12 protein-coding genes are annotated in these 12,935 nt (G+C 73.2%); 6 read left to right on the top strand and 6 right to left on the bottom strand.

The genetic code is table 11. The annotated features are described in order from the left end of the window. The first annotated feature begins 13 nt into the window (after positions 1 to 13). The 3 genes from OO63_RS02245 to OO63_RS02255 are packed head-to-tail and all read left to right on the top strand — an operon-like array spanning position 14 to position 3,725. Positions 14 to 1,756 (top strand): class I mannose-6-phosphate isomerase, encoded by a 1,743-nt coding sequence (locus OO63_RS02245; protein WP_030356906.1) that lies wholly within the window; start codon positions 14 to 16, stop codon positions 1,754 to 1,756. Then, the gene (locus OO63_RS02250) at positions 1,756 to 2,784 is read left to right on the top strand and encodes an ROK family protein (RefSeq protein WP_078618782.1); all 1,029 of its coding nucleotides are present in this window, start codon (positions 1,756 to 1,758) and stop codon (positions 2,782 to 2,784) included. Before OO63_RS02245 ends, OO63_RS02250 begins: the two co-directional genes overlap by 1 nt. Next, positions 2,703 to 3,725: a LacI family DNA-binding transcriptional regulator gene (locus tag OO63_RS02255; RefSeq protein WP_030356904.1), complete on the top strand. Its 1,023-nt coding sequence runs from the start codon at positions 2,703 to 2,705 to the stop codon at positions 3,723 to 3,725. Before OO63_RS02250 ends, OO63_RS02255 begins: the two co-directional genes overlap by 82 nt. Before the next feature lie 57 nt (positions 3,726 to 3,782). On the opposite strand, the gene OO63_RS02260 is transcribed toward OO63_RS02255, so the two are convergent. Together OO63_RS02260 and OO63_RS02265 are read right to left on the bottom strand one after the other, a co-directional pair. Further along, positions 3,783 to 4,475 (bottom strand): B3/B4 domain-containing protein, encoded by a 693-nt coding sequence (locus OO63_RS02260; RefSeq protein ID WP_030356903.1) that lies wholly within the window; start codon positions 4,473 to 4,475, stop codon positions 3,783 to 3,785. 87 nt (positions 4,476 to 4,562) lie between these two features. Then, on the bottom strand, positions 4,563 to 5,162 hold the full coding sequence (locus OO63_RS02265; protein WP_030356902.1) for a LysE family translocator: 600 nt from the start codon (positions 5,160 to 5,162) through the stop codon (positions 4,563 to 4,565). Positions 5,163 to 5,190: 28 nt separating this feature from the next. On the opposite strand from OO63_RS02265, the gene pdxR reads away from it, so the two are divergent. Both pdxR and OO63_RS02275 read left to right on the top strand, forming a co-directional pair. Continuing rightward, complete coding sequence (gene pdxR / locus OO63_RS02270; protein ID WP_030356901.1) at positions 5,191 to 6,810, top strand: MocR-like pyridoxine biosynthesis transcription factor PdxR; 1,620 nt, start codon at positions 5,191 to 5,193, stop codon at positions 6,808 to 6,810. 141 nt (positions 6,811 to 6,951) lie between these two features. Then, complete coding sequence (locus OO63_RS02275) at positions 6,952 to 7,608, top strand: GntR family transcriptional regulator (RefSeq protein ID WP_030356900.1); 657 nt, start codon at positions 6,952 to 6,954, stop codon at positions 7,606 to 7,608. A 2-nt stretch (positions 7,609 to 7,610) separates the two neighbouring features. On the opposite strand, the gene OO63_RS02280 is transcribed toward OO63_RS02275, so the two are convergent. Further along, positions 7,611 to 8,096: a MarR family winged helix-turn-helix transcriptional regulator gene (locus OO63_RS02280; RefSeq protein ID WP_030356899.1), complete on the bottom strand. Its 486-nt coding sequence runs from the start codon at positions 8,094 to 8,096 to the stop codon at positions 7,611 to 7,613. Between the two features lie 108 nt (positions 8,097 to 8,204). Here OO63_RS02280 and OO63_RS02285 point away from each other — a divergent pair, with 108 nt between their 5' ends. Continuing rightward, positions 8,205 to 8,993, top strand: a complete 789-nt coding sequence (locus tag OO63_RS02285) for a dienelactone hydrolase family protein (protein WP_051810477.1) — start codon at positions 8,205 to 8,207, stop codon at positions 8,991 to 8,993. Here the strand turns inward: OO63_RS02285 and mmsB are convergent. From mmsB to chvE, 3 genes are read right to left on the bottom strand one after another with little or no spacing between them, the layout of a single operon-like run. Further along, positions 8,990 to 10,219, bottom strand: a complete 1,230-nt coding sequence (mmsB, locus tag OO63_RS02290) for a multiple monosaccharide ABC transporter permease (protein ID WP_030356897.1) — start codon at positions 10,217 to 10,219, stop codon at positions 8,990 to 8,992. The two genes, OO63_RS02285 and mmsB, sit on opposite strands and share 4 nt — an antisense overlap. An 8-nt stretch (positions 10,220 to 10,227) precedes the next feature. Further along, positions 10,228 to 11,832, bottom strand: coding sequence for a multiple monosaccharide ABC transporter ATP-binding protein (gene mmsA / locus OO63_RS02295; RefSeq protein WP_428835921.1), 1,605 nt, complete (start codon positions 11,830 to 11,832; stop codon positions 10,228 to 10,230). Then, positions 11,829 to 12,932 (bottom strand): multiple monosaccharide ABC transporter substrate-binding protein, encoded by a 1,104-nt coding sequence (gene chvE / locus OO63_RS02300; RefSeq protein ID WP_030356895.1) that lies wholly within the window; start codon positions 12,930 to 12,932, stop codon positions 11,829 to 11,831. Before chvE ends, mmsA begins: the two co-directional genes overlap by 4 nt. Between the last annotated feature and the right edge of the window lie 3 nt (positions 12,933 to 12,935).

Here is a 12,935-nt window from a genome sequence, read left to right on the forward strand (position 1 = left end):
CGAAGGAGAACGCGTGTACCGGCTCGACCCGCGTTACGGCCCGGCGCCGGGGGCCGTGATGGCCGCCGGATGGCGTGCCGTGGCCGCACACCTGCCCGAGGGCCCGTCGACGGTCGCCGTCGACGGGCCGCCGTCCGTCGACTTCCCCCGGCTCGTCGCCCGCCTCACCGCCGAACTCGCCGCCACCGGCGTGCGCGTGGCCACCCTCGACGTGACCGCGCACCACGCCCCGCCCGACGAGGTGCGCCGCCGCACCGACGACGGCACCGGCGACCCTTACTACCGCGCCCTCGCCGACAACCCCCTGACCGACCTCTTCGACGCCCTGCCCTGGCCGGATCCGCCCACCGACGGCCTGCTGCTCGTGCACGGGCCCGGCGCCGCCCTCGTCCCGCACGACCGGCTCTGGTACGCGGACGTGCCCAAGCGGCACGCGGAGGCCGCCGTCGCCGCGGGCCACGGCCACCACCTCGGGCTCCCCGGCGAACCTGGCGACCTCAGACGCCTCTTCTACATCGACTGGCCCATGCTCGACCGCCACCGCGACACCCTCGCCCCGCGCGTGGACGCCTGGCTCGACACGCAGGACCCGGAGCACCCCGTGTATCTCGACGGGCCCGGCCTGCGCGCGACGCTCCGTGCCCTGGCCCGGCGCCCCGTGCGCACCCGCCCGTACTTCAACTCGACGCCGTGGGGCGGACACTGGGCCCAGCGCGTCCTCGGCTTCGACCTCGGCGCCCGCAACACCGCCCTCGGCTACGAACTCATCGCGCCCGAGGCGGGCGTCGTCGTCGGCACCGGCCCCGCCCTCCAGGCCGAGATCCCCTTCCAGCTCCTGTGTGTCCTGCACCCCCACCAACTGCTCGGACCCGACGTGCACGCCCGCTTCGGCACGTCCTTCCCGATCCGCTTCGACTACCTGGACACCGTCGACGGCGGGAACCTGTCCGTGCACTGCCACCCCCGCGAGCGGTACATGCGTGAACGGTTCGGCTGGCCCTACACCCAGCACGAGACGTACTACGTGACCCATGGCGGCCCCGGCGGCCGTGTCTTCCTCGGGCTGCGCGAGGACGCCGACGTCGAGCTGTTCCGCAAGGAGATCGAGGAAGCCGCCCAGGACGGCGTGCCGATGAACCCCGAGGACCACATCCTGACCTTCCCCGCCGAACAGGGCCGCCTCTTCATGATCCCCGCGGGCACCCCGCACGCCGGCGGCGCCGGGAACGTCGTCCTGGAGATCAGCGCCACCCCCTACCTCTACAGCCTGCGCTTCTACGACTGGCTGCGCCCCGATGCCGACGGCAACCCCCGCCAACTCCCCTACGAGCACGGCCTCGCGAACCTCGACACCGACCGCCGCGGCGATTCCGTCGCCCGCGACCTCGTCCAGGAACCCCGCAGGCTGCGCTCCGGCGACGGCTGGCACGAGGACGTCATCGGCGCACTCCCGGAGATGTTCTACGAAGTACGGCGGTACGCCCTGGACGCGGGCGCCGTCGCCGACGACGACACCGCGGGCCGCTTCCACGTCCTGAACGTCGTGGCGGGCGAGGGCGTGGAGATCCGGACGGCGGCGGGCGACCTGCACCCGCTCGCGTACGCGGAGACGCTCACCGTGCCCGCGGCCGTCGGCGCGTACCGGATCAAGGCGTGCGGCGGGGCGGCGCAGGTGGTGAAGGCGCTGGTGCGCCCCCTTGCGGCGGCGGGCCGTGCGGGCCGCCCGGGCCCGTCGGGCCGGGACGCGGGCCGCTGATGCGGGCCGTCCTGGAGATCGGCGGCAGCCATGTGACCGCCGCCCTCGTCGACCCCGGGCGGGCCCGCGTGCTGCGCCGGGCGCACCGTGACCTCGACCCGTGCGGCACGGCCGAGCACGTCCTCGGCACGGTGGTGCGCTGCGCCACCCAGGTCGACGCGCCCGCCGCCGCGCTGTGGGGCGTCGCCGTGCCAGGGCCCTTCGACTACGACAAGGGCATCGCGCGCTTCGAGGGCGTGGGCAAGTTCGACGACCTGTACGGCGTCGACGTGGGGTCGGTGCTGCTCGACGGCGTGTGGCCGCGCCCCCGCGGCGCCGTGTTCCTCAACGACGCCCACGCCTTCGCCCTCGGCGAGTGGTCGGCCGGGGCGGCGCGCGGGCACCGGCGCTGCGTGGGCGTCACCCTCGGCACGGGCGTGGGCTCGGCGTTCCTCGTGGACGGGCGGGTGGTCCACGAAGGGCCGGGGGTGCCGCCGCTCGGCCGCATCGACCTGGTGACCGCGCACGGGCGGCCCCTGGAGGAGTCGGTGTCGCGCCGGGCCCTCCTCGCCCGCTACGGCGACCGCCGCGCGGAGCCGCACGACATCGCCGCGCGGGCCCGCGCGGGCGAGGCGCGCGCGGGCCGCGTCCTGCACGAGGCGCTCACCACGCTCGGCACCGTACTCGCCCCGTACGTGAGGGACTTCGGGGCCACGGCACTCGTGGTGGGCGGGGGCCTCTCCCGGTCCTGGGACCTCGTCGGGCCCGCGCTGCGCGGCGCGTTGGGGGACACGCCGGTCACCGTCGGCGCGGGCGCGCTGGGTGCGGACGCGGGGCTCGTGGGGGCCGGGTGTACGCGGAGACGGGGTGAGGGCGAGGCGGCGGGGGTACGGAAGGACCGAGCCGTCGGGGCACGTGCGGAGCGCGCCGCCAAAGGCCCGGCAGGAACGAGAGGAACGCGTGCCCTATGCCCGCACCACGAGATTCCGGGGCCGGGCAGCCCCCCACTCTCCGCGACGTCGCCGAGCGCGCCGGGGTCAGCGCGATGACGGCCTCCCGGGTCCTGCGCGACGACCCGCGCGTGCTGCCCGCGACCCGCGACCGCGTCCGCGCGGCGGCGGCCGCCCTCGGCTACCGGCCCAACGAGGTCGCCCGCAGCCTCCGCCTCGGCCGCGGCACGGGCCTGGTCGGCCTGGTCGTCACCAACCTCGCCAACCCCTTCTACTCGCGCCTCGCCCTCGGCGTCGACTCCGTCGTCGCGGCCGACGGCCTGAAGACGGTCATCGGCAACACAGGACAGGACCTGGACGGCGAACGGGACCTGGTGGCCGACCTGGTGGCCCGGCGCGTCGACGGCATCATCGCCGTGCCCGCGGGCTCCGAACAGGGCCACCTCGCCGCGGCGGCCGCCGAGGGCGTCCCCGTGGTCCTCGCCAGCCGCCCGCCCGAGGGCTTCGACGCCGACTGCGTCCTCGTCGACGACTTCGGCGGCGCCCGCGCGGCGACCGCCCGCCTGCTGGCCCGCGGCCACCGGCGCGTGGGCTTCCTCGGCTCACCGCCCGCCGTGTACACGGGCACCGAGCGGCTGCGCGGCTACCACGCCGCCCTCGCGGACGCCGGCCTGCCCACCCGCGCCGGCCTCGTCCGCCAGGGCCAGACCGAACCGGCCGAGGCGGAGCGCGCCGCCGCCGAACTCCTCGCCCTGCCCGAGCCGCCGACCGCGCTGTTCTGCTCCAACAACCGCAACACCATAGGGGCCTTCCGGGCCCTGCGGGCCACCGGCGCGGACACCGCCCTCGCGGGCTTCGACGACTTCGAACTCGCCGATGCGCTGGGTCTGCCGCTCACCCTCGTCACGTACGACAGCGACGAGCTGGGGTGCGCGGCGGGGCGCCTCCTCATGGAGCGGATACGGGAGCGCAAGGGCGGGGGAGCGGGCGCGTACCGGCGCCTGGTGCTGCCCACCGGCCTGGTCGAGTACGGGAGGTGAGAGGGCGGTTACGGGGTCGGAGAGGGTGGTCGCGGGAGTCGGGAGGGCGGTCGGGCCTCAGCACGCGAAGCGCCGCGCCGACCGGGAAAGCACCGCCGACGTGGTCTCGACGCCCCAGACCGCGCGCAGCTCCGCCGTGAGGGCGTCCATCAGCTTCGCCACGTCCGCCGGGGCCGACTCGTGCAGCGCCTCCACGATGATCAGGACGTCCGACGTGGTGTCACGGACCGCCGAGTAGCCGCTCTGCCGGTTGGTCCAGCGCCTGGCGTGGGCCCGCCGGGCGTCGTCGGCGAAGATCACCTCGCGGGGGTCGGGGTGCTCCTCGGCACCGCCGAACGTCTCGTAGACCTCGTCGCCGTCGGCGTACCGGACTTCGAGGTCACCGCAGATGAGGGGCAGGTCGAAGACGCCGACCGGGATGCCGTACGCGATGGACGCGGCGTTGCACAGGTCGATCAGGGGGTGGATGCGGGGCAGGGAGCCCTCCTTGCGGAAGCGACGCAGGAGGGATTCGGACGCGCAGCGGTACTGCGTCGGCTTGAGGCCCATCGCGGCGAAGGCGCGCCGCCAGGCCTGCACCTCGGGCAGACCGCTCTCCTGGGTACCGGTGAGCCGCTCGGCCGCCGCCGCGCCGAACGCGGCGACGGGCCGGTCGACCGACACGTCGGCGGTGATGCCCCGAGCGAGGATCACCCCGGGGACCAGCTGGGGGAAGTCCTGCCAGAGGTCGCTCGCATGCTGGAAGTGCACGGTGTTTCCGTTCGGGAAGGAGGCGGGAGGGGCGAGAGGAGGCGGGAGGGGCGAGAGGGGGCGAGAGGGGGGCGAGTCGGGGGCGTGTCAGAGGAAGGCGAGCTTGAGGCCGAGCGCAGCGAACGCGGTCGCGAAGACGCGCCGCACCCACGCCATGACCCGGGGCCGCCCGATCACGTGGTCGCGCACCGCAGCGGCGAACACCCCGTACAGAGCGAACACCACGAGCGTCACCAGCATGAAGACGGCGCTGAGTTCGGCCATGCGCAGGAACGTGTGGGGCTCGTTCTCGTCGACGAACTGCGGCAGGAAGGCGAAGAAGAACACGGTGAGCTTCGGGTTGAGGAGGTTGAGCAGCACGGCCGACGTGATGACGTCGGAGACGGAGTGCGGCGCCCCGTCCCGCTCGGCCGCGAGGTCGCTCCTGTCGCGCAGCGTCCGCCACGCCATGAAGAGCAGATACGCCACACCCAGGTACTTGAGCGTCTGGAACGCCAGGGCGCTGGTGTGCAGCACCGCGGCGACACCCGTGAGCGCGGCCAGCATGTGCGGCACGATCCCGACGGTGCACGCCACGGCCGCGACGAGACCGGCCCGGGTGCCCCGGGAGAGACCGGCCGCGACGGTGAACAGCACGCCGGTGCCGGGCGTCACGGTCAGGACGAACGTGGTGAGCAGGAACTCCATGGCTTGACTCTGCCGCCACAATGGATCCATGAACAGGTCCAATGGATCTCCCTCAGACTGGTCCATAACGCGGTCCGGCGCGACCCTGGCCGCCTCCGACTTCCTGCAGCTGAACCCGGCCGACGCACCCCGGGGCGGGATGTCGGACTGGCTGGCCCGGCAGATCCGGCGGGCCGTGGCCGAGGGCCTGCTGCCGCCCGGGAGCAGGCTGCCCGCCACCCGCGTCCTCGCCGACGAGCTGGGCGTCTCGCGGGGCGTGGTGACCGAGGCGTACCGGCGGCTCACGGAGGACGGGCACGTCGAGGGGCGGGGGCGGGCCGGGACCGTGGTCCTGGCGGCGCCGCTGGTTCGCCCGCCGGAGGACGGCCTCGTGGAGCGGGAGCACGGAGGGCGCGGACAGGCGGGGCGTGGCCCGGTGGGGCATCGGGCGGAGGGGCGTGGGACGGGGGAGCGGCGGGCCGCCGCGCGCCGGGCCGCCGCGCGCCGGGCGGAGGAGGGTGGCAGCACGTCGGAGGAGCGCGCCCTGTTCGGCGATCCCCTCGACACCGGCGTCTTCGACGCGCTGCGTGCCGCGCCCGCCCGCGTCGACCTCTCGCCCGGCCTGCCGGACCTCGCCGCGTTCCCCCGCGCGGCCTGGCTGCGCGCCGAGCGTGCGGTGCTCGCCGGACTCGTACCGGCCGACTTCGGCTACGGCGACCCGCGCGGCACCCCGGCGCTGCGCCGCGCCGTCGCCCGCTGGCTCGCCCTGAACCGGGGGATCGCCGCCGACCCGGACGAGGTCCTGATCGTCGCGGGCACCGCCCAGGCGCTCGGCCTGCTCGCCCTGGTGCTCAAGGACGAGGGCGTCACGCGCGTGGCCCTGGAGGACCCCAGCTCCCTCGGCATCCGGCAGCACCTGCGCAACTCCGGCCTCGCGTCGCCGCCCGTGCCCGTGGACGAGCGGGGCGTCCGCGTCGACGCGCTGCGCGCCACCGGGGCCCGCGTCGCGCTGCTCACCCCCGCCCACCAGTTCCCGACCGGAGTCGTCCTCGACGGCGTCCGGCGCCGTGAACTCGCGGACTGGGCCCGGGACGGCGGCCTGATCATCGAGGACGACTACGACGCCGAGCACCGCTACGACCGCCCGCCCGTGCCCGCGCTGCGCTCCACCCTCGCCGACCACGTCGCGTACGCGGGCAGCGTCTCCAAGCTCCTCGCGCCCGCCCTGCGCGTGGGCTGGCTGCTCGCCCCGCGCCGCTACCGGGACGCCCTGGTCGACGCCAAGCGCTTCGCCGACCTCGGCAACGCGGCCCTGCCCCAACTGGTCCTCGCCCACCTCATGGAGTCCGGTGAGCTGGAGCGCCACCTGCGGTTCCTGCGCCGACGCCATCGAGGCCGCCGGGACGCCATGATCGCGGCGCTCGCGGACCGGCTGCCCGGAGCCGTCGTGCACGGCGCCGCCGCTGGCCTGCACCTGACGGTCACTCTGGAGCCCGGCTGCGACGACGTCGCCCTGGCCGCGGCCGCCCTGGAGCGCGGCGTCAAGGTGCAGCCCCTGTCCTGGCACGCGCAGCGACCGGGGCGCCCGGGCCTGGTCCTCGGCTACGCGGCGAGCACACCGTCGGACATCCGGGAGGGAGTCTCCGCTCTCGGGGACCTGCTCCGGTGAGGGCGACGACCTCTCTTTAGCGGGAGGCGTTGACGAACCGTCACCCCGCTTCTACCGTCGACGCGTCCCGTCGTACGTCATATATGAGACGCCGTGCGTGAGAGCCGAGAGGCCGGTATGGCATCCGTCCGAGAGGCAGGTATGACCACCGTGCCCGTCCCGATCCCCTCCCGCACCCAGTTCGTGCAGGAGGCGATCAAACACCGCATTCTCACCGGGCAGTTGACGCCGGGGCAGCCCCTGGTGGAGACCGAGCTCGCCGAGTCGTTCGGAGTGTCCAAGACGCCGGTGCGCGAGGCGCTCAAGACCCTGGCCGGGACCGGGCTCGTCGTGATGAACCAGTACAAGGGCGTCACGGTGCGCACGGTGGACGCGGACATGGCCCGTGAGGTCTACGACGTGCGGCTGCTCCTCGAACCGGAGGCCCTGCGGCGCACGGTGCGCGCCGGGGCGTCCCTGGACGCCGCGGGCGAGGCGCTGGCCCGCGCCGACGCGGCCGCAGACGCCGCCGAACGCTCCCTGGCCAACCGGGAGTTCCACCGCGCCCTGTATCTGCCGTGCGGCAACCCGCTGCTCGGGCGGATGCTCGACGAGGTCCGTGACCAGGCCGCGCTGGTGTCGGCCGTCGCCTGGGCCGCGGCGCCGTCCTGGCGGCGGGAGGCCACCGAGCACCGCGAGATCCTCCGGCTCGCCCTGGCGGGCGACGCCGAGGGCGCGGCGAACGCCCTGCACGCGCACATCGCGTCGTTCGTGGAGCGGGCCTTCCCCCGGGACGGGGCGGACGACGCGCTGCGGTGACGTCAGGACGCCCTGGTGTGGTGGTCGAGGAGGCGGGTGAGCAGCCGCGTGAACTGCGCGCGTTCGTACGGGCTCAGAGGTGCGAGCAGTTCGTCGTGGAGGGTGTCCAGGACCTGGTCCAGGCGGCGCAGTTGGCGGCGGCCACGGTCGGAGATGGTGATGAGGTTGCGGCGCCGGTCGTCGGGGTCGGGCGTCCGCTCGACGAGGTCGCGCCCGGCCAGTTCGTTGAGGACGCCGACCATGTCGCTGCGGTAGATGCCGGTGCGCCGGCTCAGGGTCGCCTGGCTGCCGGGGCCGAGATCCTGGAGTGAGGCGAGCACGGCGTAGTGCCACTTGCGGGCGTCGGCCCGGGCCGCGAGGCCTTCGTTGATCAGCCGGTCCGACCGCACGGTCAGCTGTGACAGGAGTCGGCTGGTCCGGCGGCGCAGCCGGTCGGGCGTCCTGAGCGCGCCGTCGTCGGGCATGTCGGTGGCTTCGGCTGCGGTCATGGCGCCTCTCGTCATTGCGTTAGTCCGACTAACGATATACGTTCACTCGCGCCGACATCGTTAGTGCGACTAACGCCGGTCGGCGCATCCAAGGAAGGAAGATCCGCCATTCCCACCAAGACGCTCCAGATACCCACCCCTGACGGCTCGGCCGACGCGTTCGCCGCGTTCCCCGACGACGGCGAGCGGCACCCGGGGGTGCTGGTGTACTCGGATGCCTTCGGGCTGCGGCCCGTCCTGAAGGAGATGGCCCGCGAGCTGGCGGGCCACGGCTACTACGTGCTCGTCCCGAACCTCTACCACCGTCACGGCCCGGCCCCGGTCGTCGAACTCCCCGACCACATCGACGATGAGGCCAGGCCCGCGGTCATCGCCCGGCTCATGCCCCTGCTGGAAGCCCATACCGCCGAGCGGGCCGAGCGCGACGCCGACGCCTGGCTCACCTTCCTCACCGCACAGCCCGAGGTCGGCGCCGGACCAGTCGCCGTGACCGGCTACTGCATCGGCACCCTCTTCGCGCTGCGCACCGCCGCGGCCCACCCCGACCGCGTGGCCGCCGTCGCCGGGTTCCACCCCGGCCACGTCGTCACGGACACGCCCGACAGCCCGCACCGCCTCGTCCCCGGGCTCACCGCCGAGGTCCACCTGGGCCTGGCCGACGACCTGCCGCCCGAGGCCGTCAGGGAGCTCGACAAGTCCCTGGAGGCCGCGGGCGCCCGCCACACCGCCGAGGTCTACCCCGGCACCGTCCACGGCTTCACCATGGCCGACACGGACGCCTTCGACCCCGACGGGCTGCGGCGCCACTGGGACCGGTTGCTGCCCCTCCTCGACCGCGCGGTGCGGGGGCGGTGGGCGACGCGGGGAGCACGGCCGCCAGGTCCCGGCCGGACCTAGCGGCCGATCTTCCGCTTGTTCCAGACGTCGAACCCGACCGCCGCGAGCAGCACGAGCCCCTTGATCACCTGCTGGTAGTCCGTGCCGATGCCGACCAGCGACATGCCGTTGTTGAGGACGCCGAGGACCAGGCCGCCGATGACGGCGCCCATCACGGTGCCGACACCGCCGCTCATCGAGGCGCCGCCGATGAACGCCGCCGCGATCGCCTCCAGTTCGAAGTTCAGGCCCGCCTGCGGGGTGCCCGCGTTGAGCCGGGCCGCGTACACACAGCCCGCGAGCGCCGCGAGGACGCCCATGTTCACGAACACCAGGAAGGTGACGCGCTGGTCCTTGACGCCGGACAGCTTGGCCGCGGCCTTGTTGCCGCCGAGCGCGTACACATGACGGCCGACCACCGCGTTGCGCATCACGTAGCCGAGCAGGATGAGCAGGCCGCACATGACGAGCATGACGACCGGCACGCCGTGGAAGCTGGCGAGTGTCAGGGTGAAGGCGGTGACGGCGGCCGTCAGAGCCACGCACTTGGCCACCCACAGGCCCGTCGGCAGCGGATCGAGGTCGTACGCCGACTGCCGCTTGCGGCCCCGCCACTCGCGCAGGAGCAGCAGGACGACCGCGGCGAGACCCAGCACGAGCGTGGGGTTGTGGTACTGGGTGTAGGGGCCCATCTCCGGGATGAAGCCCTTGGCGAGGTTCTGGAAGCCGTCGGGGAACGGCGCGAGCGACTGGCCCTCCAGGACGATCTGGGTGAGCCCCCGGAACGCCAGCATCCCGGCGAGGGTGACGATGAACGACGGAATGCCGAGGTAGGCGATGAAGAAGCCCTGCCAGGCCCCGGCGACGGCCCCGATCAGCAGGCACAGGACCAGGGCGAGCACCCACGGCATGTCGTGCTTGACCATCATCACCGCCGCCATGGCGCCGACGAAGGCGACCAGCGAGCCGACGGACAGGTCGATGTGGCCCGCGATGATGACGATCATCATGCCGATGGCCAGGATGAGGATGTAGCCGTTCTGCTGGATCAGGTTGGAGACGTTGTTGGGGAGCAGCAGCGTGCCGTCCGTCCAGATCTGGAAGAGGACGACGATGAAGGCGAGCGCCACGAGCATGCCGTACTGGCGCATGTTCGCGCGGGCGCTCTCCAGGAGCAGCTCACGGGCCGAGCGGGACGGGGACGGGGCCGCCGCGGAGTCCCGGGGCGGGGTGGTCGTGGTGGTCATGGCGGGCCTCAGCCTCTGTCCTTGGTCATATGGCGCATCAGCACTTCCTGGGTGGCCTCGCCGCGCGGGACCTCGCCGGTCAGGCGGCCCTCGGCCATGGTGTAGATCCGGTCGCACATGCCGAGCAGCTCGGGCAGTTCGGAGGAGATGAGCAGCACGGCCTTGCCGCGGGCGGCGAGCTGGTCGACGACGGTGTAGATCTCGTACTTCGCGCCGACGTCGATGCCGCGCGTCGGCTCGTCGAGGATCAGCACCTTGGGGTCGGCGTGGATCCACTTGCTCAGGACGACCTTCTGCTGGTTGCCGCCCGAGAGCCGGCCCACCTGCTCGAGGACGGTGGGCGCCTTGATGTTCATGGTGGCGCGGTAGCGCTCGGCGACGGCCCGCTCGTGGTGCTCGTCGACGAAGCCGCGTCCGCCGGGGCCCGGTGGGCGCATCCCGGGCAGCGAGGCCAGGGAGACGTTGCGGTTGATGCTGTCGATGAGGTTCAGGCCGTAGTGCTTGCGGTCCTCGGTGACGTACGCGATCCCGGCCGCCACCGCGCGCGGCACGGTCCTCGTCACCGCCTCGCGCCCGTCGACGGCGACGCTGCCCGAGACGTAGATCCCGTACGAGCGCCCGAAGACGGACATGGCCAGCTCGGTGCGGCCCGCGCCCATCAGGCCCGCGATGCCGACGATCTCGCCGTGCCGCACGGTCAGCGACACGTCGTCGACGACCTTGCGCTGGTGGTCGACCGGATGGCGCACCGTCCAGCCGCGCACCTCCAGGGCGATGTCGCGATGCCCCTCGAAGGGCGTGCGGTCGGGGAAGCGGTGGTCGAGGTCGCGGCCGACCATGCCGCGGATGATGCGGTCCTCCGAGAGCCGGGGCTCGGCGGCGGGGGAGTCGCGGACGGTGAGGGTCTCGATGGTCCGGCCGTCGCGAAGGACGGTCACCACGTCCGCGATGCGGCGGATCTCGCCCAGCTTGTGGGAGATGACGATGCAGGCGATGCCCTGCCCGCGCAGCTCCAGGATCAGGTCGAGGAGCTGCGCGCTGTCCTCGTCGTTGAGCGCGGCCGTCGGCTCGTCGAGGATGAGCAGCCGCACCTCCTTGGCCAGGGCCTTGGCGATCTCCACCAGTTGCTGCTTGCCGACGCCGAGGTCGGCGACGGGCGTCCGTGGCCTGTCGCGCAGGCCGACGCGTCGCAGGAGGCGGGCCGCCTCGCGCAGGGTGGCGTCCCAGTCGATCAGGCCGCGTGCCGTGGTCCGTTCGTTGCCGAGGAAGAGGTTCTCGGCGATCGACAGATACGGCACCAGGGCCAGCTCCTGGTGGATGATGACGATCCCGCGCCGCTCGGCGGCCCGGATGTCCTTCAAGGCCACCGGCTCGCCCTCGAAGCGGACCTCGCCGTCGTAACTGCCGTGCGGGTGCACGCCGCTGAGGACCTTCATGAGCGTCGACTTGCCCGCGCCGTTCTCGCCGCAGATCGCGTGGATCTCCCCGGGACGCACGGTCAGGTTCACGTCGGAGAGCGCGGTGACACCGGGGAACGTCTTCGTGATGGCGCGCATCTCCAGTACGGGACCGCCCGCCCCGGCGCTCCCGCGACCGTCGGCCGTCCCGCTCACCGCAGCTGTCCGGCCGTGAAGTACCCCTCGCGCACCAGCAGGTCGGTGTTCTTCCGGTCGACGCTGACGGGCTTGAGGAGGAAGGCGGGCACGGTCTTCTCGCCGTTGTCGTAGTCCGTGGTGTTGTTGACCTTGGGCTTCCTGCCGTTCAGGACCGCGTCGCCCATCCGCACGGCCTGCGCGGCGAGCTTGCGGGTGTCCTTGAAGACGGTCTGGGTCTGCTCGCCGCGGACGATGGACTTCACCGACGCCAGTTCCGCGTCCTGCCCGGTCACGACCGGCAGGTCCTTCCCGGAGTAGCCCGCGCTCTTGAGGGCGGAGATGACACCGATGGAGATGCCGTCGTACGGGGAGAGGACCGCGTCGACCTTGCGGTCGCCGTAGTTCTTGCTGATCAGGTCGTCCATGCGCTTCTGCGCGGTGCCGCCGTCCCAGCGCAGCGTGGTGGCCTGGCTCATCCTCTGCTGCCCGCTGCGGACGACGAGTTGCCCGCTGTCGAGATAGGGCCTCAGCACCTTCATGGCGCCGTTCCAGAAGTACTTGGTGTTGTTGTCGTCCGGGGAGCCCGCGAACAGCTCGACGTTGAACTCCTGGTCCGCGCCCTTCTCCGGCTCGCCGAGGCCGAGGCGGTCGACGAGGTACCGCCCCTGCAGCTCGCCGACGCGCTCGTTGTCGAACGAGGCGTAGTAGTCGACGTTCGCGGTGCCGAGGATGAGCCGGTCGTACGAGATCACGCGGATGCCCGCGTCGTGGGCCCGGTCCAGGACGTCGGTGAGCGCCGAGCCGTCGATCGCGGCGACCACGAGGAGCCGGTGCCCCTTGGCGATCATGTTCTCGAGCTGGGCGACCTGGTTCTCGACCTTGTCGTCGCCGTACTGCAGGTCGGTCTCGTACCCGGCCTTCTTGAACTGCTCGGCCATGTTCCTGCCGTCGGCGATCCAGCGCTCCGAGGCCTTGGTGGGCATGGCGAGGCCGATGGTGCCGCCCTTGCCGTCGTCGGGTCGGTAGCGGCTGCCGCCCCTGGCCTCCTGGCCGCAGGCGGTGAGGCTGACGGCGAGCAGCACGGCGCTCGCGGAGGTGAGGAGGGTGCGGGTGCGCACGGG

Source organism: Streptomyces alboflavus (assembly GCF_000716675.1).
Classification (GTDB): domain Bacteria; phylum Actinomycetota; class Actinomycetes; order Streptomycetales; family Streptomycetaceae; genus Streptomyces; species Streptomyces alboflavus.

Coding starts and splice junctions, on each gene's coding strand:
- mmsB (WP_030356897.1), bottom strand. CDS start 10,219: ATGACCACCACGACCACCCCGCCCCGGGACTCCGCGGCGGCCCCGTCC.
- pdxR (WP_030356901.1), top strand. CDS start 5,191: ATGAACAGGTCCAATGGATCTCCCTCAGACTGGTCCATAACGCGGTCC.
- OO63_RS02250 (WP_078618782.1), top strand. CDS start 1,756: ATGCGGGCCGTCCTGGAGATCGGCGGCAGCCATGTGACCGCCGCCCTC.
- OO63_RS02265 (WP_030356902.1), bottom strand. CDS start 5,162: ATGGAGTTCCTGCTCACCACGTTCGTCCTGACCGTGACGCCCGGCACC.
- OO63_RS02275 (WP_030356900.1), top strand. CDS start 6,952: ATGACCACCGTGCCCGTCCCGATCCCCTCCCGCACCCAGTTCGTGCAG.
- OO63_RS02255 (WP_030356904.1), top strand. CDS start 2,703: ATGCCCGCACCACGAGATTCCGGGGCCGGGCAGCCCCCCACTCTCCGC.
- OO63_RS02280 (WP_030356899.1), bottom strand. CDS start 8,096: ATGACCGCAGCCGAAGCCACCGACATGCCCGACGACGGCGCGCTCAGG.